This window comes from Ralstonia sp. 25C (genome assembly GCF_051904805.1).
Lineage (GTDB): Bacteria > Pseudomonadota > Gammaproteobacteria > Burkholderiales > Burkholderiaceae > Ralstonia.
The window spans coordinates 1,944,182-1,962,639 of the sequence record NZ_CP196737.1 but is presented as its reverse complement, the minus strand read 5'-3'; the positions used below and the strand labels follow the sequence as shown (position 1 = coordinate 1,962,639).

At 64.7% G+C, this 18,458-nt stretch carries 20 protein-coding genes; 12 read left to right on the top strand and 8 right to left on the bottom strand.

Going from position 1 to position 18,458, the window contains the following annotated elements; all coding sequences use genetic code 11:
• Nucleotides 1–2: 2 nt before the first annotated feature.
• Complete coding sequence (locus tag ACS7SF_RS09130) at nt 3–806, top strand: tetratricopeptide repeat protein (protein WP_439892636.1); 804 nt, start codon at nt 3–5, stop codon at nt 804–806.
• A 22-nt stretch (nt 807–828) separates the two neighbouring features.
• On the opposite strand, the gene ACS7SF_RS09125 is transcribed toward ACS7SF_RS09130, so the two are convergent.
• The 3 genes from ACS7SF_RS09125 to ACS7SF_RS09115 form a co-directional block, all read right to left on the bottom strand.
• On the bottom strand, nt 829–1,806 hold the full coding sequence (locus ACS7SF_RS09125; protein WP_439892635.1) for a 2-dehydropantoate 2-reductase: 978 nt from the start codon (nt 1,804–1,806) through the stop codon (nt 829–831).
• 4 nt (nt 1,807–1,810) lie between these two features.
• A complete protein-coding gene (locus ACS7SF_RS09120) occupies nt 1,811–2,749 on the bottom strand; it encodes a DUF2272 domain-containing protein (protein ID WP_439892634.1) in 939 nt (312 codons plus the stop codon).
• Between the two features lie 144 nt (nt 2,750–2,893).
• Complete coding sequence (locus tag ACS7SF_RS09115; RefSeq protein ID WP_004628548.1) at nt 2,894–3,172, bottom strand: HU family DNA-binding protein; 279 nt, start codon at nt 3,170–3,172, stop codon at nt 2,894–2,896.
• 647 nt (nt 3,173–3,819) lie between these two features.
• Between ACS7SF_RS09115 and ACS7SF_RS09110 the strand changes: the two genes are divergently transcribed.
• Complete coding sequence (locus ACS7SF_RS09110; protein WP_439892633.1) at nt 3,820–4,365, top strand: SET domain-containing protein; 546 nt, start codon at nt 3,820–3,822, stop codon at nt 4,363–4,365.
• Nucleotides 4,366–4,394: 29 nt separating this feature from the next.
• Here ACS7SF_RS09110 and ACS7SF_RS09105 read toward each other — a convergent pair whose 3' ends face one another.
• Nucleotides 4,395–6,047: a sensor histidine kinase gene (locus ACS7SF_RS09105; protein WP_439892632.1), complete on the bottom strand. Its 1,653-nt coding sequence runs from the start codon at nt 6,045–6,047 to the stop codon at nt 4,395–4,397.
• 40 nt (nt 6,048–6,087) lie between these two features.
• Nucleotides 6,088–6,798, bottom strand: coding sequence for a response regulator transcription factor (locus ACS7SF_RS09100; protein ID WP_439892631.1), 711 nt, complete (start codon nt 6,796–6,798; stop codon nt 6,088–6,090).
• A gap of 86 nt (nt 6,799–6,884) precedes the next feature.
• Between ACS7SF_RS09100 and ACS7SF_RS09095 the strand changes: the two genes are divergently transcribed.
• A complete protein-coding gene (locus ACS7SF_RS09095; protein ID WP_439892630.1) occupies nt 6,885–7,112 on the top strand; it encodes a DUF3717 domain-containing protein in 228 nt (75 codons plus the stop codon).
• Between the two features lie 18 nt (nt 7,113–7,130).
• On the opposite strand, the gene ACS7SF_RS09090 is transcribed toward ACS7SF_RS09095, so the two are convergent.
• Nucleotides 7,131–7,436, bottom strand: a complete 306-nt coding sequence (locus ACS7SF_RS09090) for a 4a-hydroxytetrahydrobiopterin dehydratase (RefSeq protein ID WP_311529918.1) — start codon at nt 7,434–7,436, stop codon at nt 7,131–7,133.
• A 47-nt stretch (nt 7,437–7,483) separates the two neighbouring features.
• Nucleotides 7,484–8,428, bottom strand: coding sequence for a phenylalanine 4-monooxygenase (phhA, locus tag ACS7SF_RS09085; protein ID WP_439892629.1), 945 nt, complete (start codon nt 8,426–8,428; stop codon nt 7,484–7,486).
• 139 nt (nt 8,429–8,567) lie between these two features.
• On the opposite strand from phhA, the gene ACS7SF_RS09080 reads away from it, so the two are divergent.
• The 4 genes from ACS7SF_RS09080 to ACS7SF_RS09065 all read left to right on the top strand — a co-directional run bounded on the left by ACS7SF_RS09080 (nt 8,568) and on the right by ACS7SF_RS09065 (nt 11,884).
• Nucleotides 8,568–9,044 (top strand): Lrp/AsnC family transcriptional regulator, encoded by a 477-nt coding sequence (locus ACS7SF_RS09080; RefSeq protein ID WP_439892628.1) that lies wholly within the window; start codon nt 8,568–8,570, stop codon nt 9,042–9,044.
• Nucleotides 9,045–9,140: 96 nt separating this feature from the next.
• Nucleotides 9,141–9,914 (top strand): lysoplasmalogenase, encoded by a 774-nt coding sequence (locus ACS7SF_RS09075; protein WP_439892627.1) that lies wholly within the window; start codon nt 9,141–9,143, stop codon nt 9,912–9,914.
• Nucleotides 9,915–9,949: 35 nt separating this feature from the next.
• On the top strand, nt 9,950–10,951 hold the full coding sequence (locus ACS7SF_RS09070) for a delta(1)-pyrroline-2-carboxylate reductase family protein (protein ID WP_439892626.1): 1,002 nt from the start codon (nt 9,950–9,952) through the stop codon (nt 10,949–10,951).
• 204 nt (nt 10,952–11,155) lie between these two features.
• Entirely contained in the window at nt 11,156–11,884 is a 729-nt protein-coding gene (locus ACS7SF_RS09065) for an OmpW/AlkL family protein (protein WP_439892625.1), read from the top strand.
• A gap of 68 nt (nt 11,885–11,952) precedes the next feature.
• Here the strand turns inward: ACS7SF_RS09065 and ACS7SF_RS09060 are convergent, their stop codons facing one another.
• Nucleotides 11,953–12,153 (bottom strand): heavy-metal-associated domain-containing protein, encoded by a 201-nt coding sequence (locus tag ACS7SF_RS09060; RefSeq protein WP_439892624.1) that lies wholly within the window; start codon nt 12,151–12,153, stop codon nt 11,953–11,955.
• 147 nt (nt 12,154–12,300) lie between these two features.
• Here ACS7SF_RS09060 and ACS7SF_RS09055 point away from each other — a divergent pair, with 147 nt between their 5' ends.
• The 5 genes from ACS7SF_RS09055 to ACS7SF_RS09035 all read left to right on the top strand — a co-directional run bounded on the left by ACS7SF_RS09055 (nt 12,301) and on the right by ACS7SF_RS09035 (nt 18,439).
• Complete coding sequence (locus ACS7SF_RS09055; RefSeq protein ID WP_439892623.1) at nt 12,301–14,505, top strand: heavy metal translocating P-type ATPase; 2,205 nt, start codon at nt 12,301–12,303, stop codon at nt 14,503–14,505.
• Nucleotides 14,502–14,936, top strand: a complete 435-nt coding sequence (gene cueR / locus ACS7SF_RS09050) for a Cu(I)-responsive transcriptional regulator (protein ID WP_439892622.1) — start codon at nt 14,502–14,504, stop codon at nt 14,934–14,936. Before ACS7SF_RS09055 ends, cueR begins: the two co-directional genes overlap by 4 nt.
• A 98-nt stretch (nt 14,937–15,034) precedes the next feature.
• Nucleotides 15,035–15,757, top strand: a complete 723-nt coding sequence (locus ACS7SF_RS09045; protein ID WP_439892621.1) for a fimbria/pilus outer membrane usher protein — start codon at nt 15,035–15,037, stop codon at nt 15,755–15,757.
• 119 nt (nt 15,758–15,876) lie between these two features.
• On the top strand, nt 15,877–16,758 hold the full coding sequence (locus ACS7SF_RS09040; protein ID WP_439892620.1) for an alpha/beta hydrolase: 882 nt from the start codon (nt 15,877–15,879) through the stop codon (nt 16,756–16,758).
• A 67-nt stretch (nt 16,759–16,825) separates the two neighbouring features.
• On the top strand, nt 16,826–18,439 hold the full coding sequence (locus ACS7SF_RS09035) for a GMC family oxidoreductase (RefSeq protein ID WP_439892619.1): 1,614 nt from the start codon (nt 16,826–16,828) through the stop codon (nt 18,437–18,439).
• Nucleotides 18,440–18,458 lie beyond the last annotated feature (19 nt).

The window sequence follows — 18,458 nt, the reverse complement described above, 5'->3', positions numbered from 1 at the left end:
CTATGCCATCTCTTCGTTCCGCGTGGGCCGGTGCGCCGACTTTTGAATCGCCGCGCCAGTCGGTGCCGATGCTGACCGTAGCTGCCGCGTTGGCGATTGCCGTGACAGTCGGCGGGTGGCTGTCGCACGCACGCCAGGCCCCGACGGTGGACGCCACACAGTTGGAGTCCTGGCGCGCGATGGTCGTGCAGGCGATGGAACCGGAAGCGCTGCAGCAGTTGCGTCAACTCGCACGCAGCGGCTCGGTGTCGGCACAGTCGGCGTTGGGTGAAGCCCTGCTCAGCGCGCACGACGGCTCACTGCGCAATGAGGGGATGCGTTGGTTGGAGACGGCTGCGCCGAGCGATGCACATGCGCAGTTGTCGCTCGGTAAGGCGTTGCTGCTCGGTACTGGCGGTGTGGCCCGCGACTATCCGCGTGCGCTGCATTTGCTGCGTCTGTCGGCTGACAAGGGTGATGCAGCGGCCGCGTACTACCTCGGTCTGATGTATCGCAGCGGCTACGGCACGGCCATCGACACGACGCAGGCTGCACACTGGTTCGATCGCGCAGCGCGCCACGAGATTCCGGCCGCGATGTTCATGCTGGCGAATGCGTATCGCGAAGGCGATGGCGTGCCGCGCGATGAAGCCCGCGCACTGGCGTTGTACCAGGATGCTGCCGAGCACGAATTGCCCGAAGCCGTGCAAGCCCTGGCGATGGCGTATCAGAACGGTGAACTCGGCCTCAAACGCGACGATGCCGCGTACCACCAGCAGTGGATCGAAACGGCGCACGCACTGAAGCACCCGGCGCTCGCTCCGTAATCGTGCCGTTCCAGTTGGTCTTTCAGTAAAGCCCTCGGGTCTGGGCGTGCAAGCGCACCAGACCCAACAGGGCATCGATCTGCGGTGTCGGCACGCCAACGTGCTGACCAATCTCGCGCACGGATGCCACCAGCGCGTCGATCTCCAACGGGCCGCGTCCGGCCTCTGCATCCTGCAGCATCGAGGTCTTGAACGCGCCGAGTTGGCGTGTCACCGCGCAACGTTCTTCACCGCTCTGGTCGATCGGGCAACCGATACGCGCGCCGATTGCTTTCGCTTCTTCCATGATTGCGAGGCAGAACGCCGCCACCTGCGGATCATCAAGGATGCGATCACACGTCGCGCCGGTCAGTACCGACACCGGGTTCATCGTCATGTTGCCCCACAGCTTGAACCAGATGTCGCGCTGGATGGCTTCGCTGCGTTCGATCTGCAGGCCGGCACGTTCGAAGAGGGCGCAGACCGCATCCAAGCGCGGTGAGGCACCACCGGCTGGCTCACCGAGGATCAATCGCTTGCCAAACCCATGCACAACGTGTGCGGGTGCACGGGTCGAGCACGTCAAGTGCACCACGCAACCGAGGACGTTCTTCGTGGGAATCGATTCGGCAATCCGGCCATGCGGATCGATGGATTGCAAACGCAACCCTTCCAGCGGGCCGGGCCGATCGAAGAACCACCACGGCACGCCGTTCATCGCCACCACCACGCAGGTCTCGGGGCCAATGAGGGGAGCGATGCTTTGCGCAACGCTTTCCATGGCCGGCGCCTTGACGGCCACGATCACGACATCCTGTACACCAAGGGCGTGCGCATCCTCGCTCGCGTGTACCGGTACGGATTGCGTGGCGCCGTCTTCGGTCAGCTGCAGGCCTGCTGTCTGCAGTGCTTCCAGCGTGGCACCGCGTGCCAGTACGTTGATCGGCGACTGGGCTTGCGCCAGCTTCGCGCCAAGGTAACCGCCGACGGCGCCGGCGCCAACGATGCAAAGTCGTGTCATCACACTAAGGCAGTTGATTGCGTAGGACCACCAGCCACTGCATGACCGAGTTGGTGTACGGGTCGATCTGGTTGGCGTCGTTCAGCTCGATAAGACTCATCGAGGCGGATTGCTGCACGTTGCCGCCGATCGCCTTGGCCTCGTGGCGCACCGTGTCCACTTCGACCACCAGGTCACAGTGCATCGGCGTCATGCCCGAGCGGATCTCCGCCGGGTCGGACATGAAGCGATCCGCACCGCGTGCGGTGCAGATGAGATCGCCGGGACGGGGCACAGCGGGGGTACGTTCGAGCACAAAGGCCGGATGCTTGAGCAGATGGTCACGCGCATCGGTCACGTATTCGGCGTGCGTGGCGCCCGTGAGGAACTGGTCGTTCTGCAAACCGGCCTTGCGCATCACCCACGAAATGAACACCGCTGACCACGCCCAGCCGCCAGTGGTTAGTTGCTGGCACGTTGGCGTCTTGCCGACGATGCCCCAATAGCGTTTGGCCAGCTTGCAGCCGCGCGCCGTAGCCTCGCCACCGGTACCGTCGGGATAGCGCAGGCAGGGTGTTGCCGGGGATGTCGATGCCGCAGGATTGGCTTTTGGCACCGACATGTCGCCGCCGGCTTCTTCATCGGAAGGGGCGGGGGTCGGATCGTCGGCCGTCAACCAGCGACCTTGCGGTTGATCCGGAAAACCACCGCCAGCCACGCAATACGTATCGTCACGCCCCACGCGCACGGTCTGGCGTCCCCAGCGATCCCATTCGGTCAGTGCGATCTCGATCATCTTCTGGCGCGTTGTGGCGCCGGGCGTGGTCTGTACAACTTCGTTGTCGGGCAACGGCTCGGCCTGCGGGCGCGCAGGGGGCGTTGTACAGCCAGCAAACCAGAAGGCCGGCGCAATCAGAACAATCGGGAGAACCGTGCGCAGAACGCGCTGGAAGGGGCGGGACATGGGAGAAGAGGGGCAGGATGGCCTGACGGGGAGACAGGCCTTCCGACGTGGTACGCCAGCACAGCGGGCTGGTCACGCATGCAAAGGCATGCCACGTCGTTGGCGCGGGCCGGGCAATCCGGTCACGCCAGGGTCGTCATCACCTTAGGCGTTGACAGCGTCCTTGAACTTCTGGCCGGCCTTGAACTTGACCGTCTTGGCCGCTTCAACCTTGATTTCTTCGCCGGTGCGCGGGTTGCGGGCCATGCGCTCGGCACGCTCGCCTTGGCTGAAGGTACCAAAGCCGATGAGGCTGACCGCATCGCCCTTGCCAACGGATTCCATGATGGCTTGCAGCGTCACGTTCAGTGCCTGCTCGGCCTTGGCCTTGGTCAGACCGTCTACGCCGCTGGCGATGGCGTCGATCAGTTCGGTTTTCGTCATTGCTTGACTCCCTTCTAGAGTAGATAAAACAGACAACAGAGCGTCCGGGGGATGGCTCCAAGGGCGACATGATACCGGCATGCGAACAGCGCCGGCATGTGAGCTTTGTAACCGCGCATGGCACATGGGTTCCGCAAAGCCGCATGGGGCCTGGGTTGCGCGATGGCCGCATCACATCAGCACGGTGTTTCGGAAAGTAGGTTTGGCCTGGCGGGTTCGCTTGTCGATAGGAACGACGCAAGTCGATCGATGGGTTTACCTTTTTCTTTATGTATACAGATAGTAGTAGTAGATAACGGTGGATATCTTCTGTGGATAACTACCAAAAGCGCTTTGGATTCAAAGGCTTGCCGAAAGCAAAACCGATAGCACAGTGTGTGTCCCGGCGTGGATAGCTTGCCGGTTTCGTTCCATCGCCTGTCGACCCTCGCCACACTTGTGCCCACACCGTCGACAGGGCAGCCACAGACAGCCAACAGGCTTTGCTGGGGGTTATCCACAGCGGTAAGCCGAGTTATCCACAGCGGCTATCCACAAGAGCTATCCACAGGCAGGGTGGAGGGCGTGCCGCACGTGTCGAGATGCCATGCTTTTGGTGTAGGCTCTCGGCTTCGCTGATCGACGTTCCTGTTTTGTTGCCGCCGCCCATGACACGCTTGCCTTCCGACGCCCAACCCGTTCAGGCCGACTTGTCGCCAACAAAGCAAGAGGCGCCGGCCAAACTGCGCCGCCGTGATCGCATCGAGGTGCGTGAATCGGGCGTGCACGGGCGCGGCGTGTATGCGGTGGCGCGCATTGCCAAGGGCAAGAAGATCATCGAATACAAGGGCGAGCACATCTCGTGGAAAGAGGCGCTGCGTCGCCATCCGCACGATCCGTCCGACCCGAACCACACGTTCTATTTCAGCCTGGAAGACGGCAGCGTGATTGACGCCAAGTTCGGCGGCAACCGCGCCCGCTGGATCAACCACGCCTGCAAGCCCAACTGCGAAGCGCGCGAAGCCGATGGCCGCGTGTTCATCCACGCGCTGCGCGACATCGAACCCGGTGAAGAGCTGTTCTACGACTACGGCCTCGTCATCGAAGGCCGCCAGACCAAGGCGCTGAAGGAACAGTTTGCGTGCCGCTGCGGTGCTAAGAAATGCCGCGGCACGATGCTGGCGCCGCCGGAAAAGAAGACCAAGAAGAAGTAAGCCCGCCCGGGCGCCGCTTAGAGCGGCACTTAGGCGTTGGGGTCTGTCAGCGGCAGACGCAGCACGAAGCGCATCACGCGGCTGCCATCTCTGGCAACGGCGTCGTCAATGGCGACGGTGCCGCCATGCAAGCGCACGATGTCGTGCACGATGGCCAGGCCCAGACCGCTGCCCTGCGGTTGGCCAGGCTGATGATCCGCATCCCCACGGAAGAAGCGCTCGAACACCTCGGCGCGCCGCTCGGCAGGAATCCCCGGGCCGTTGTCTTCCACACTCACCACGCCCCACCAGCGCGACGCACCATCGGCTTCCATGCCGGCACGCAAGGTCACGCGCCCACCGGAGGGGACGTACTTGATGGCGTTGTCGAGCAGGTTGTTGATGGCCTCGCGCAGCAGCAGCGCGTTCGCCAGCACGGGGGCTTGCAAGGTACCCGGTGAGGTGCCTTCCTGGGGCCACGCCTCAAAGCCCAGATCGAGTCCGCGTGCCAGGGCGCGCGGCACCCATTCCGCGCCGGTATCGAACGCCAGCGACACGAGATCCACCCGCATCGGCGGCCCGAGTTGATCGAGCGTCATGCCCGGTTCGGCACGCGCGAGTGTCAGCAATTGGTTAGACAGGCGCACGGCACGGTTGGCGCCGGACTGCAACTCCAGCAGCGCGGGTCGAGCGTCTTCCAGTGTGTTGGCTTCGATGGCGCGATCGGCGTGCAGCTTCAATGCTGTGAGCGGTGTGCGGAGTTGATGGGCCGCGTCGGCGATGAAGGTGCGCTGCGCTTCCAGTGCATCGCGCAGGCGGGCCAGCAGCGCATTCATCGCGTTGATGAGCGGTTGCAACTCGGCGGGCACACGCTGTGCGGATTCAGGCGGCAGCGGCGTCACCGATTGCGCGCTCTGCTTGTTGAGCGTGTCGGCCAGCGTCTGCAGCGGCTGCAGTTCTTCCTTGAGCACCAGCGAGAGAATCAAGCCGCCCACAGCCAGCAGCACGATCAACGGAATCGACACCGACAGCAGCACTTCCTTGGCGGCCAAGTCGCGGTGGTCGAGCAACTCAGCCACTTCCACGACGAGGCCATCTTCGGGGGGCACGGCATCGGGCAAGGTGAGGGGATTGGCAGCGGGCGCGGTCTGCGCCTGCGTGGGAGCGAGGGCAGGGCGCGTGGCATCGCCCCCAGGTGCGGGCGGCACCGGCTGGCGGGGCGATTGCGGCTTGGGCGCTTCGGCACGCATGCCCGGCAGCAGCAGATGCACGGCGCGCACCTGCTTGCCGTCGATCCAGCTATAGAACACGCGTGCCTCGCCAATGCGCACCTGGCCCGAGCCATAACCCAGCGGCGTGTCGCGCCCGACCAGCGTGCCGCTGGGGCCGGCAATGCGCCAATAGATGCGGTCCTCGCCGCTGTTCTGCACCAGCGTCTGCGCGGTGAGTGCGATGTCATACAGCTTGGCCGCCGGCACGTGCGGACCGGCCAGGCGCAATTGCTCGGCCAGCGTATTGGCCACGCCCACCAGTGCACGGTCGAACACCTGTGCGGTGTAGTGCGCCGCCAGCCAATACGACAGCGCACCGGTCCCCAAGATCAAGCCGAACAGCGGCGTCGCCAATGCGCGCAGCAGATGCAGGCGCAGGCTGACCGCACCATTGGCGGGCGCGGAGGTGGCGGGCCGGTGGCGCTTGAACATGGGATCAGGCAGCTAGGAGGTGGAGGCTCGGGTGTGGCGTTTATTGCGCGGCGCGCGCCTGCAGCAGATAACCAAAGCCGCGCACGGTGACGATCTCCGCTTCTGACTGCTCAATCTTGCGGCGCACACGGTGCACGTAAACCTCGATGGCCGTGTCGCCGACCACATCGTGGCTGGCTTCACCGATGGCGTGGCCGAAACTGGCGAGGTGGTCTTGCAATTGCACCTTGCTCACCACGCGCCCCTGCCGCAGCATCAGCAGCTCCAGCACGGCAAATTCGCGTGGCGACAATTCCAGTGGCGCGGCATCCACGAAGATGCGGCGCTCGACGCCACTCATGCGCAGCCGGCCGACGAGAATGTCGGGGCGTGCAGCCGGTTCTGCCGAATCACTGCGTCGGCGCAGCAGGGCGCCCACGCGCGCGACCAGCTCCAGCATCTCGAACGGCTTGAGCAGATAGTCATCGGCGCCGGCATTGAGGCCGTTTACTTTGTCGAGCAGACCATCGCGCGCGGTCAAGATCAACACAGGCGTGGCGCGGTCACGTGCGCGGAACTGCGACAGCAGCGTCATGCCATCGATGCCGGGTAGACCCAGATCCAGGATCACCAAGTCGTGCGTTTGCCGCGCCAGCTGCTCGGTCGCGAAGACACCATCGTGCACGACATGCACGCGGTGTCCGGCCTGGGTGAGCCCGGCATGGATGCCACTGGCGATGGCGCGGTCGTCTTCAATCAGCAGGATGCGCATGCGATGCGGTCCGGAATGCGGAGCGGAAAAGGGGGCATGGGGGGATCCGGAGGATCGGTGCGGTTTGGCAGCGCTACAATGCCCCGATGACCGATGCCCTGCTCACCATCACCGACCTGGAGGCCGCCATCAATTACTGGCGCGCCCGTTCGCCTTCGGAAGGCGAGGAGTTGCGCCTGTGTGCCGAGGCGTCGGCGCTGGCCAAGCCGTATGCGCTGATGATTGTACAAGGCGCCACCCGCATCGCTCCGGAGCAATTGAGCGACACCGCGCGGGCGGCGTATGAGGCGTGGCGCATAGCCGTCGGAGGCTGAGCGCCAGCATTGAGGTGGCTACTTCGCGCCGGTGGTCTTTGCGGCCTGCTCGATGAAGCGCGCGAGATCGGCATCACGGTGCGTGAGGCCGTTCGCATCGTGCGTGGACAAGGTGATGTCCACGCGATTCCACACGTTGAACCACTCGGGGTGGTGATTCATCTGCTCGGCTTTGATCGCCACGCGCGTCATGAAGCCGAACGCGGCGTTGAAATCGGCAAACGTAAACGTCTTCTGGATGGCATCGCGGTCGCTCTGCAGCGTCCAGCCGGGCACTTCGGCAAACAGGGCCTTGCGTTGGTCTTCGTTCAGGGTCGGCATCATGGTGTTCAGCGGAAGTTGCGTGTGAATGCGCGCAGTATAGTCAGCGCTCAAATATCCGCCGTATCTGCCCAACCTTCGCGATTGCCGACGTTCAGCACGAGGTCCCCATCCACCACATCACCCGCACCGAACGTCGGTAGCGCGGCGAGTTCTTCATACAGCGGCGTGAAATCCGGGCGCGTGGCGTCGAATAACTGCTCGAAGCTGTCGATGGTGAAGTAGGTCTTCTGGAAGGTGTCGATGCGATAACGCGTGCGCATGATGCGGCGCACGTCAAAGCCGATGCGGTTCGGGCTGGCGGAATCCAACGCGTACACCGATTCGCTCTTGCTCGACACGATGCCCGCGCCGTAGATGCGCAGTCCGGCCGGCGTACGGATCAGGCCGAACTCCACCGTGTACCAGTACAGGCGCGCCAGCATGTCGAGTTGGCCCAGCTTGGCTGCCTTCAGGCCGCCCTTGCCGTAGGCCTCCATGTAGTCGGCAAAGATCGGGTTAATCAGCAGCGGCACGTGGCCGAAGATGTCGTGAAAGCAGTCCGGCTCTTGCAGGTAATCAAGCTGGTCTGGGCGACGCATCCACCAGCTGGCAGGAAAGCGGCGGTTGGCGAGGTGATCGAAGAACACCTCGTCCGGCACCAGACCTGGCACGGCAACGATCTGCCAACCGGTCGCGCGCATCAGCGTCTCGTTGAGTTGGTCGAAGGACGGCACACCATCGCGGCGCATGCCCAGCGTCGACAGGCCTTGCAGGAATTCATCGCACACGCGGCCCGGCAGCAGCGCTTCCTGACGGTCGTACAGCGTGCGCCACGTGGCGTGGTCCGCCGCGGTGTAGCGGTGCACCGGCTGCTCAATGGTGAAATCCGGGCGCAGCGTCTGGCCGTCGAGGCCTTCTGCGAATTGCTCGCGCAGTTTGTCCGTCAGGGTGCCCGTAAAGCCGGCGGGCGCGGCGTTTGCGGTGGCAGCGGGGGCGTTGGTTGCGATGGCCATGGTCAGGTTGGGCTCGAGTGCAATCAGAATCCGCCTAGTGTATGGACGTGCCTCTGCGGATTGGCCGCAAAACCATCGCCTAATCTGCTGGGTGTGCGGAATTCATGCACAATCAAGCCTGTCAACGCAGGAGTTTTGCATGATTTCCCTCGATGCCTTCGATCTGGCCTTATTGGAGGCGCTACAGCGCGACGGTCGCGCCACGCATCAACAGCTCTCGGAGCAGGTACACCTGTCGGCCAGCCAGGTTGGCCGGCGCTTGGCCCGGCTGGAGGCGGAAGGCGTGATCGAGGGCTATCGGGTGGTGCTCTCGCCGACGGGGCTGGGGCTGGGCGTGACGGTGTTCGCCAGCGTCAAGCTCGCTCATCACGGCGATGCCATCGTCGAGCGCTTTCGCGAAGAGATCCTGCTGCTGGACGCGGTGCAGGAATGTTTTTCCGTGGCAGGTGATGCGGACTACATGCTGCGCGTGGTGGTGCCGGATCTGCCGGCGCTGTCTGAATTCGTCATGCGTAAGCTGATGCGTGTGCCAGGTGTGGACAATGTGCGCTCCAATATCGTGCTGACCGCGTTGAAGCGGGACGGCGCGTTACCGCTATCCCACCTGGGTGGGTAACCCCGCGCCTTGCGCCAGGGTGCGCGGCGTGTCACGCTGCACACCGATATGACTTTGTTGCACAGACGCTCGACCCCTCTTGAGCGGGAGACCACCATGGTTGAAGGACACCCCACGCATCCGGTGCACGCACCGGCGCATCGTACTGGCGGCTACGGCATGCCGGCACGGGTTCGCGCGTGGTGGGTGGCCGCTGCGGTGGCGGGTGTCACCTACGGCGGCATGCTGACCATGGTGGCCGTGGATGTGCCACCGGGCACGCCACTGGCGGGGCGCATCGTCGCGCAGCCGCTATGGAAGATGCTGATGGCGCTGTTGTTGGCACGCGCGGCATCCCTGCACGAGGTGCCGCGTGAACGTCGCTGGCTGATCGGCGCCATGGTGTTCTCCGCGCTGGGCGATCTGTGGCTGGCGCTGCCGTGGCTGTCGTTCTCGTTCATTGCCGGCCTGGGCTGCTTCCTGCTCGCCCACGTGTGCTACCTGCGGGTGCTGGTGAGCCTGCGTGGCGCGTCATCGCCCATCCGCATGTTGGGGGTGGGGGCGATGATAGGCGTGTCGATCGGCATGTTGATCTGGTACTGGCCGGGCCTCGGCGAGCTGAAAGGCCCGGTCATCGCCTACATGATTGTGCTGTCGTCGATGGTGTGCGCGGCCTTTATGGCTCGCCTGCCCGGGCCGCTGACCGCCTGGGGTGCGCTGGCGTTTGCCGCGTCCGACGCGATGATCGGCATCAGCGTGTTTGTGTTTCCCTTTACCGACCATGAGCTGGCCATCTGGTGGAGTTATGCCGCTGCCCAGCTTCTCATCAGCGCGGGGCTGCTGACGCGCCGCGTCGCGCCGCCTCCGCGCCGGATCGTTTCGGCGGCATAGCCGGCTTCCGCCCCCCTTCGCTGCAGGAGCTCCCGATGCTGCAGACCCTCGACGCCGCGAGCACGGCGGCCTGCCTGCCATACGCCGCGTTGGCCGATGCCATTGCCCAGGTGCTGCGAGATGCACGTTCCGGGCATGCTCAGGCGCCGGCCCGCCTGGTTATGCCTGTGCCTAGCGGGGGCAGCTTGCTTCTGATGCCGGCCTCCAATGCCGACATCGCCATCACCAAAATGATTACGGTGCATCCGCACAACGCCGGGCGCGGCCTGCCAGCCATTCACGGTGAGGTGGTGGTGATGGACGCACACACCGGCGTGCGCCGTTTGTTACTCGATGGCCCGACCGTGACGGCGCATCGCACTGCGGCGGTCTCGCTGTTGGCCGCGCGGTTGCTGGCACCGGAGCCAGCCGGGGATCTGCTGCTGATCGGGGCGGGTGCGCAGGCAAGGGCGCATTTGGAGGCCTTTCGCGTTGGGCTTGGTACGCGGCGCGTGACGATCATCGCGCGCACGGCTGCCAGTGCCGAGGGGCTGGCTGCCCACGCTCGCGCGTTGGGCATGGACGCCATCGCGCTGGTCGGCGGGGATGCGGCTGGCGTGGCGCAAGTTGCGCGCGGGGTCCTTCCGCACGTCTCTCTGGTCATTACCGCGACACCCTCGTCGCAACCGGTGCTGCCGGATCAGGCCGAGCCAGGCCATCCCGCCGGCGAAACTTGGCGCCCACATCACTTCATTGCCGCAGTGGGCGCCTTCCGGCCCGACATGGCGGAGTTGCCGCCACGCCTGTGTGTGCATGCCGCCACAGTGGATCGGCTCTATGCCGACACTCTGGTCAACCTCGAAGCCGAAGCTGGTGACCTGCTCCAAGCCGGCATTCCGTGGTCACGTGTGCGGCCGTTGCAACAGTGCGTCGATGCGGCGCCCGACACACTTACACAGGCGCCACCGGCCTCGCCAGTGGTGTTCAAGAGTGTCGGCAGCGCATTGTGGGATCTGGCTGCATGCGCGCTGGCCCTGTCGAAGCAGCCCGCCGTTTAAAAAACCGCATCGTGCTCAAAACGCGCCTGCTGAGCGCGTTTGTATTGCCGCTTGTAACAGGAAACCTCTAGAAAAGGGGTACTAGCCACAGCAATCACACGGGATAATGGCCATCCCTTCCGCCTGGGAGGAGACTGAGAACGCACCGCAAACGATCCAATCGTGGTTAACTCGGATGCGTCTGACACAGGAGCACATACACAGATGGCCTATAAGAAAGCACTGGCGGCTGCCGCCGGGATGATCCTTGCCACCGCCGCGCATGCACAGGCTGCCGGCAGCAACGTTGTCAGCCTCGGCTGGTTCCGCGTGATGCCGAACAGCTCGAGCGACCCGCTGTTCGTCAAGAGCGTTGGCGGCGCGCCCGTCAATCAATCGGTGCCGAACACCGGTGCGAAGATCCAGGAAGCCGATACCGTTGGTCTCGCCTTCATGCACTTCTTCACCGACAACATCGCCGTGGAACTGGTCGGTGGTATTCCGCCGCGCCACAAAATTGAAGGCACGGGCTCGTTTTCCAGCTACGGTGAAATTGGTTCGGCCAAGCAATGGAGCCCGGCCGTGCTGGCCAAGTGGTACTTCTTCGGCGCCGACACCAAGTTCCGTCCGTACGTGGGTGCGGGCCTGAACTACACCTGGTTCTCCGACGAGAAGATCACCAACAGTGCGTTCCAGAATCAAGTCCTGGGCCGCGGCACGCCGGGCAGCACCAGCACCGTCTCGACTGACAGCTCGCTCAACCCGGTGCTGAACGTGGGCGCGACCTATGCCATCACCAAGGACTGGTTCCTTGGCCTGTCGGTGTCGTATCTGCCGCTGAAGACCACCGCCAAGATCGACACCACGCTGATCAACGGCGTGCACATCCAGAGCGAAGCGAAGATCAAGATCAACCCGATCGTGACCTACTTGAACATCGGCTATCGTTTCTAAGCTGCGTTTGCGCAAGCAAAAAGGCGTGCCACTGCGGCACGCCTTTTTTCTTTGGTGCGTGTGAAGCCCTATGCGACTGCCTTGACCGGGTAGCCGGCCTGTTCGATGGCGGCCTTCACGGTATCGGTGGGGGCGCCGGTCGTGACCGCCACGATTTGCTTGGATAGATCCACCTGCACATTGGCAGTGGCGTCGATTTGCTGCACGGCGCGCGTGACAGCCGATACGCAATGGCCGCAGCTCATGCCTTCAACGGAAAACGTCGTCATGGTGTGCTCCTGAGAAGAGGGAAGAGAGAATCACCGCAGCAGTATGAACCTTCCCACTGTGGGAAGCGCAAGCGTAAGATCAACGCTTGACCTTGCCAAGATGGGAAGGTCTACGCTGACGTCATCTTCTTCAGAACGAATGCTTCCATGACTGCCGCATCACTTGATCTCGACATCAGCGGAATGACGTGCGCGGCCTGTGCTGGCCGTGTTGAACGTGCCTTGCGGGCCGTACCCGGTGTGACGGAGGCCAGCGTCAATCTGGCCACGGAGCGCGCGCGGGTGCAGGGCGGGGCGACGGGTGAAGCGCTGGTCGCTGCCGTCACCGCCGCCGGCTACGAGGCGCACGTCGCTTCCGATGAAACTGCCACCCCCGAAGCTGCGCAACCCGATTTCTGGGAAGGGCCCGGGCCGGTGTGGATTGCCGCCGCGTTGTCTGTGCCGCTGGTGGTGCCGATGATCGCCGGCTGGTTTGGGGCCGAATGGATGCTGCCCGCATGGGTCCAGTGGCTGCTGGCAACGCCGGTGCAGTTCGTGATCGGGGCGCGTTTCTACAAGGCGGGCTGGAAGGCGCTGCGTGCGGGCGCCGGCAATATGGATCTGCTGGTCGCGCTGGGTACATCGGCGGCGTATGGCCTGTCATTGTGGCTGTGGTGGCGCGCAGGGGCGGAGGGGATGCACCATGCGCCGCACCTGTACTTCGAGAGCGCGGCTGTGGTCATCACGCTCGTGCGCCTGGGCAAGTGGCTGGAGGTGCGCGCCAAGCGCCAGACCGCCCAGGCCATCCGCGCGCTGCAGGCGCTGCGCCCGGACACCGCTCGCGTGCGTGCCGCGGATGGCACGCTGCGCGATACGCCCATCGCCCGCGTTCGTGTTGGGGATGTGGTGTCCGTGCGTGCTGGCGAGCGCATCCCCGTGGATGCGCTCGTGCTGGAAGGCGCCAGCCACGTCGATGAATCCATGCTCACCGGCGAAAGCCTGCCCGTGCCCAAGCGCGAAGGTGACCGCGTGACGGCCGGCGCCATCGCCACCGACGGCGTGCTGCTGGTGCGCACCACGGCCATCGGCGCGGACACGATGCTCTCGCGCATCATCCGGCTCGTGGAAGACGCCCAGGCTGCCAAGCCGCCCATCCAGCAACTCGTGGATCGGGTGAGCGCGATCTTCGTGCCGGCAGTGCTGGTGGCGGCACTGCTGACGCTCGTCGGCTGGGCGATCGCTGGGGCGGAATGGGAAACCGCTATCGTCAACGCGGTGGCCGTGCTGGTGATTGCATGCCCGTGTGCACTCGGGTTGGCAACACCGTCGGCGATCATGGCCGGCACCGGTGCCGGTGCGCGGCGCGGCATCTTGATTGCCGATGCGCAGGCGCTGGAGCGTGCGCAGCAGGTGGATTTTGTCGTCTTCGACAAGACCGGCACGCTCACCGTGGGTCAGCCGCGCGTGATGGCGGTGGAGGCTGCGCCCGGTGTCGATGCTGATGCGCTGCTCGATCAACTCGCCGCGCTGCAGGCCGAGAACACACACCCGCTGGCGCACGCCACGCGCGAATACGCGGCTACCCAAGGGCGCACCATCACACCCGCGCACGCTCCTGAAGTGCTGGCCGGACGCGGCACGCGCGGCATGGTGGAGGGCGTATCGCTGCAGCTCGGCAACGCACGGTGGATGGACGAACTGGGGCTTGATCGCAGTGCATTGTTGGCGCGCGCGCAGGCGTTGGAGGGGCAGGGCAATACGGTCTCGTGGCTCGCGCAGAGTGGGGCGGGGGGTACGCAATTGCGTGGGCTGATCGCCTTCGGTGATGCGCTCAAGCCGGGCGCCAAGGACGCGGTGGCCGAACTGCGCCGACGCGGCATCCGCACCGCACTCGTGACGGGCGACAACGCGGGTGCGGCGCACAGCGTGGCCGAGGCCCTCGGTATCGATGAAGTGGCCGCGCAGGTGTTGCCGCAAGACAAGGCCGCACGCGTGTCGGCCTGGCAGCAGGGTGGTCATGTGGTGGCGATGGTGGGCGATGGCATCAACGATGCACCGGCGCTGGCTGCGGCTGACGTCGGCATCGCCATGGCCACCGGCACAGACGTGGCGATGCAGGCGGCCGGCATCACGCTCATGCGTGGAGAACCCAGATTGGTGAGCGACGCGCTAGACCTTTCGCGCCGCACCGTCGCCAAGATCCGGCAGAACCTGTTCTGGGCGTTTATCTACAACGTGGTGGGCATTCCACTGGCGGCATTCGGTTTGCTGAATCCCACCTTTGCCGGCGCGGCGATGGCGTTCTCCAGCGTGAGCGTCGTCACCAATGCGCTGATGCTGCGCCGCTGGCGCGCTTCCGGAGAGCAAGCATGACGCAAGGCCCGGTCAATATCGGCGAGGCAGCGAAGGCCAGTGGTGTATCGGCCAAGATGATTCGCTATTACGAGAGCATCGGCCTGCTGCCGCCGAGCCCGCGCACGGAGGGCAACTACCGCATGTATGACGCGCGCGCGGTGCACGTGCTGCGCTTTATCCACCGGTCGCGCTCGCTGGGGTTCGCGCTGGAAGAGATTCGCACGCTGCTGTCCCTCTGGAACGACCGCGAGCGCGCCAGCGCCGACGTGAAGGCCATTACGCTGCGTCACGTCGCCGATCTCGACGCGCGCATCCGCGAGTTGCAAGGCATGCGCGACACGCTGATGTCGCTGGCCAATGCGTGCCATGGGGATGACCGGCCCGACTGTCCGATCCTCGAAGGCGTGGCCGGAGATGTAGCCGGTTGCTGCCACGCAAAGCCAAGCTAGGCGACTGGCGGTAATCAGATTGCTCTGATCTTCATGGCTGGCGATAGCTGCAACAATCCTGGGCTCTCCACAAAACCTCTGCCTACGGGTTGCCTGCCATGACTTCCATCGATGCTGGTTTGTCCCAATCGCCGTGCCGCGCACGTTCGTCCGTGTTGTCGTGCAAGACGCTGCTGTGGTCCGCCGCCACGGTGGCCGCGGGCACGCATGCCGGTCACGCGGCCGCGCAGACAGCCACCCAGGCCGATGCGCTGGACCAACTGATCGCGCAACTCATGGTGCCCGCACAACCGGGGGTGGCGTTGGCGGATGCCTCCTGGCCTGGCGCAGCGCGCACCAAGCGGACCCAGCCCGTAGAGGGCGCCGTGGAAGGCGACGCGCAAGCCCCTGCGCGGGTGGAAGTGCGACAGGGCGATCGCACGCTTGCTTCCACCATCGTGCCCGCTGGGCCGTTCCGCCTGGAGCGCCTGATGCTCGCCGATGCCGAGGCGGATATCGTCGTCACCGTGCACGAGAATGGCGGCACCTTGCAGCGCTTTATCGTGACCGCGCACATGGCGCGCGACCCCGGCAGCCTGATGGAGCCCGCCCAGGGGCAGCGGCTCTACGTCTACAACGCCCGTGACCCGATCTGGCAGGATGCCTCTGCCTCGGTCATGGCCGCCGCGCCTGCGGAGCCGGCCGTGTCGACCGCACCTGCCGCGACCCTCTTGCAACCCGGCGTCATTAGCCGCTCGCAAGTGAAACCACCGCGTACGTCGGCACGCGTATCGACCAACGTGGCTTACGCCATGTATGGGTCGCCTCCATCGGCGCGGTAAGCCTGCTGGGCCGCACCTCCCGGCCTGACTTTCAAGCGCCTCAGGCCATCGCCTGATCGCCTCTGCGCCCCGGGCGGCGTCTATGCCACAATCTGTGGCAATTCAAGGAGGAGACGCCGATGACGCAAGCCCCCGCCCAGGCCGTACCCGTTCAAGCACTGGAAACCCGCCAGCGCATGAAGGACGGCACGGAATTGCTGGTCCGCACGTGGTTGCCCGCGCCCGGCATTGGTGCCGACAGCGGCGAGCCACGCGGCAGCGTCATCCTCGTGCATGGCATGGCCGAGCACAGTGGGCGTTACCACCATGTCGCCAAGGTGCTCACCGACCTGGGCTTGCGCGTACGCGCCTTCGACCTGCGCGGCCACGGCAAAAGCGGCGGCCCGCGCATGGCGCTCGATGCGCCAGACAACTACCTCACCGACCTCGCAGAAATTGTCGATGCTGTCGTCGCGGACTGGCATGAGATGCCGTTCGTGCTCGGGCACAGCATGGGCGGGCTGATCGTCGCGCGATTCACGACAGCGCGTATCCGGCCGGTGCGCGGCGTGCTGCTGTCATCGCCCGCGCTGCGCGTGAAGCTGCCGCCAGGGGCAGGGATTGTGCGCGGCATTCTGTCTGCCGTGGCGCCGCGTTTGCCGGTGCCGAATCCTGTGGATCCTTCCAAGCTGTCGCATGACCCGAGTGTTGCGGCTGCGTATCGCGCGGATGCGCTGGTGCAGAGCACGATCAGTGCGTCGGTGCTGGAGTTCATGCTCAACGCGATCACGCAGGCGCAGCAGGATGCGCCGCGCCTGGAAGCGCCGATGCTGCTGATGGCGGGTGGGGCGGATTCGATTGTCGACCCGTCTGGTAGTCGGGATTTTTATGCGAATGCGCCGGAGGATTTGCGCACGCTGGCCTGGTTTGATAGCGGCTATCACGAGATCTTTAACGAAGCCGAACCGCTGCGCAGCGAGGTGTTTGGGAAGATGACGGAGTGGCTTTCCTCGCGGATTTGATGTGCAGTGAATTGGTTGAACCACAAGAACAAAAACCAATAACACCAAGGAAAAGAAGCACGGAGACATGGAAACCTACGACTACATCATCATCGGCGCAGGCTCCGCGGGCTGCGTCCTCGCCAACCGCCTGACGCAAGACCCCGACGTCTCCGTGCTGTTGCTGGAAGCCGGCGGCAAGGACGACTACCACTGGATCCATATCCCCGTCGGCTATCTGTATTGCATTGGCAACCCGCGCACCGACTGGCTCTATCGCACGCGTGAAGAACCGGGGCTGAACGGCCGCTCGCTCGGCTACCCGCGTGGCCGCGTGCTCGGTGGGTGCTCGTCGATTAACGGCATGATCTACATGCGCGGCCAGCGCGAAGACTACGACGGCTGGGCCACCATCACCGGGGATGACTCGTGGAAGTGGGATGCCGTGCTGCCGCTCTTTAAGGCGAGCGAAAACCACCACGCCGGTGCCAACGAATGGCACGGCGCGAACGGCGAGTGGCGCGTGGAGCCACAACGCCTGCACTGGCAGGTGCTGGAAACCTTCATCGAAGCGGCAGTGCAGGCGGGCATCCCGCGCACGAGCGATTTCAACCGTGGGGATAACTTCGGCGTCGGCTATTTCGAGGTCAACCAGAAACGCGGCATCCGCTGGAACACGGCCAAGGGCTTTCTGCGCCCGGCATCGCAACGGCCGAATCTGACCATCATCACCGGGGCGCAGGTGCGTGCGCTGACGTTTGACGGTAAGCGCTGTACGGGCGTGACGTATCGCGGAGGCGGTCAGGACCACACGGTGGCCGCGCGTGAGGAGGTGATTCTCTCGGCGGGCGCAATCAACTCGCCGCAACTGCTGGAGCTGGCGGGCATCGGCCAGCCGGAGCGCCTGCAGGCACTGGGCATTCCGGTGCGCCAGGCGCTACCGGGCGTGGGCGAGAACCTGCAGGACCATCTGCAGTTGCGCAGCGTGGTGAAGGTGAATGGTGTGCCGACGCTCAATACGCGCGCTGCCAACTGGTGGGGCAAGGCGCTCATCGGCATGCAATACGCGTTCAACCAGAGCGGACCGATGAGCATGGCGCCGTCGCAGTTGGGCGTGTTCGCGCGCTCGAATCCGCAAGTGTCGCGGCCGGATGTGGAGTACCACGTGCAGCCGCTCTCGCTCGATAAGTTTGGTGATCCGCTGCACGCGTTCAATGCGTTCACGGCGAGCGTGTGCAATCTGCGGCCGACTTCGCGCGGCACGGTGCATGTCACCTCGGCCGATCCATTTGCCGCGCCGACCATCGCGCCCAACTACTTGTCCACAGACGAAGACCGCAAGGTGGCGGCCGATTCCCTGCGCCTCACGCGCCGCATCTTTGCGCAGCCTGCATTGGCCAAGTACAAGCCAGAGGAATACCTGCCTGGCGCGAACTATCAGACTGACGAAGACCTCGCCCGCGCGGCCGGTGAAATCGGCACGACCATTTTCCATCCGGTCGGCACGTGCCGCATGGGGCGTGCAGATGATGCAAACGCGGTGGTCGACGCGCAGTTGCGCGTGCACGGCATCGAGGGCCTGCGCGTGGTGGATGCGTCTGTCATGCCGACCATCACTTCGGGCAACACCAACTCGCCGACGATCATGATTGCGGAGAAGGCGGGGGAGATGATTCGGGCTGCGCGCAAGGCGCGGGCGTGACGCGTCTTGGGGTGGCCCT

What these genes read in the sequence shown, in the direction of transcription:
- ACS7SF_RS09130 (WP_439892636.1), top strand. Translation starts at nt 3, where the DNA reads ATGCCATCTCTTCGTTCCGCGTGGGCCGGTGCGCCGACTTTTGAATCG.
- ACS7SF_RS09125 (WP_439892635.1), bottom strand. Translation starts at nt 1,806, where the DNA reads ATGACACGACTTTGCATCGTTGGCGCCGGCGCCGTCGGCGGTTACCTT.
- ACS7SF_RS09120 (WP_439892634.1), bottom strand. Translation starts at nt 2,749, where the DNA reads ATGTCCCGCCCCTTCCAGCGCGTTCTGCGCACGGTTCTCCCGATTGTT.
- ACS7SF_RS09115 (WP_004628548.1), bottom strand. Translation starts at nt 3,172, where the DNA reads ATGACGAAAACCGAACTGATCGACGCCATCGCCAGCGGCGTAGACGGT.
- ACS7SF_RS09110 (WP_439892633.1), top strand. Translation starts at nt 3,820, where the DNA reads ATGACACGCTTGCCTTCCGACGCCCAACCCGTTCAGGCCGACTTGTCG.
- ACS7SF_RS09105 (WP_439892632.1), bottom strand. Translation starts at nt 6,047, where the DNA reads ATGTTCAAGCGCCACCGGCCCGCCACCTCCGCGCCCGCCAATGGTGCG.
- ACS7SF_RS09100 (WP_439892631.1), bottom strand. Translation starts at nt 6,798, where the DNA reads ATGCGCATCCTGCTGATTGAAGACGACCGCGCCATCGCCAGTGGCATC.
- ACS7SF_RS09095 (WP_439892630.1), top strand. Translation starts at nt 6,885, where the DNA reads ATGACCGATGCCCTGCTCACCATCACCGACCTGGAGGCCGCCATCAAT.
- ACS7SF_RS09090 (WP_311529918.1), bottom strand. Translation starts at nt 7,436, where the DNA reads ATGATGCCGACCCTGAACGAAGACCAACGCAAGGCCCTGTTTGCCGAA.
- phhA (WP_439892629.1), bottom strand. Translation starts at nt 8,428, where the DNA reads ATGGCCATCGCAACCAACGCCCCCGCTGCCACCGCAAACGCCGCGCCC.
- ACS7SF_RS09080 (WP_439892628.1), top strand. Translation starts at nt 8,568, where the DNA reads ATGATTTCCCTCGATGCCTTCGATCTGGCCTTATTGGAGGCGCTACAG.
- ACS7SF_RS09075 (WP_439892627.1), top strand. Translation starts at nt 9,141, where the DNA reads ATGGTTGAAGGACACCCCACGCATCCGGTGCACGCACCGGCGCATCGT.
- ACS7SF_RS09070 (WP_439892626.1), top strand. Translation starts at nt 9,950, where the DNA reads ATGCTGCAGACCCTCGACGCCGCGAGCACGGCGGCCTGCCTGCCATAC.
- ACS7SF_RS09065 (WP_439892625.1), top strand. Translation starts at nt 11,156, where the DNA reads ATGGCCTATAAGAAAGCACTGGCGGCTGCCGCCGGGATGATCCTTGCC.
- ACS7SF_RS09060 (WP_439892624.1), bottom strand. Translation starts at nt 12,153, where the DNA reads ATGACGACGTTTTCCGTTGAAGGCATGAGCTGCGGCCATTGCGTATCG.
- ACS7SF_RS09055 (WP_439892623.1), top strand. Translation starts at nt 12,301, where the DNA reads ATGACTGCCGCATCACTTGATCTCGACATCAGCGGAATGACGTGCGCG.
- cueR (WP_439892622.1), top strand. Translation starts at nt 14,502, where the DNA reads ATGACGCAAGGCCCGGTCAATATCGGCGAGGCAGCGAAGGCCAGTGGT.
- ACS7SF_RS09045 (WP_439892621.1), top strand. Translation starts at nt 15,035, where the DNA reads ATGACTTCCATCGATGCTGGTTTGTCCCAATCGCCGTGCCGCGCACGT.
- ACS7SF_RS09040 (WP_439892620.1), top strand. Translation starts at nt 15,877, where the DNA reads ATGACGCAAGCCCCCGCCCAGGCCGTACCCGTTCAAGCACTGGAAACC.
- ACS7SF_RS09035 (WP_439892619.1), top strand. Translation starts at nt 16,826, where the DNA reads ATGGAAACCTACGACTACATCATCATCGGCGCAGGCTCCGCGGGCTGC.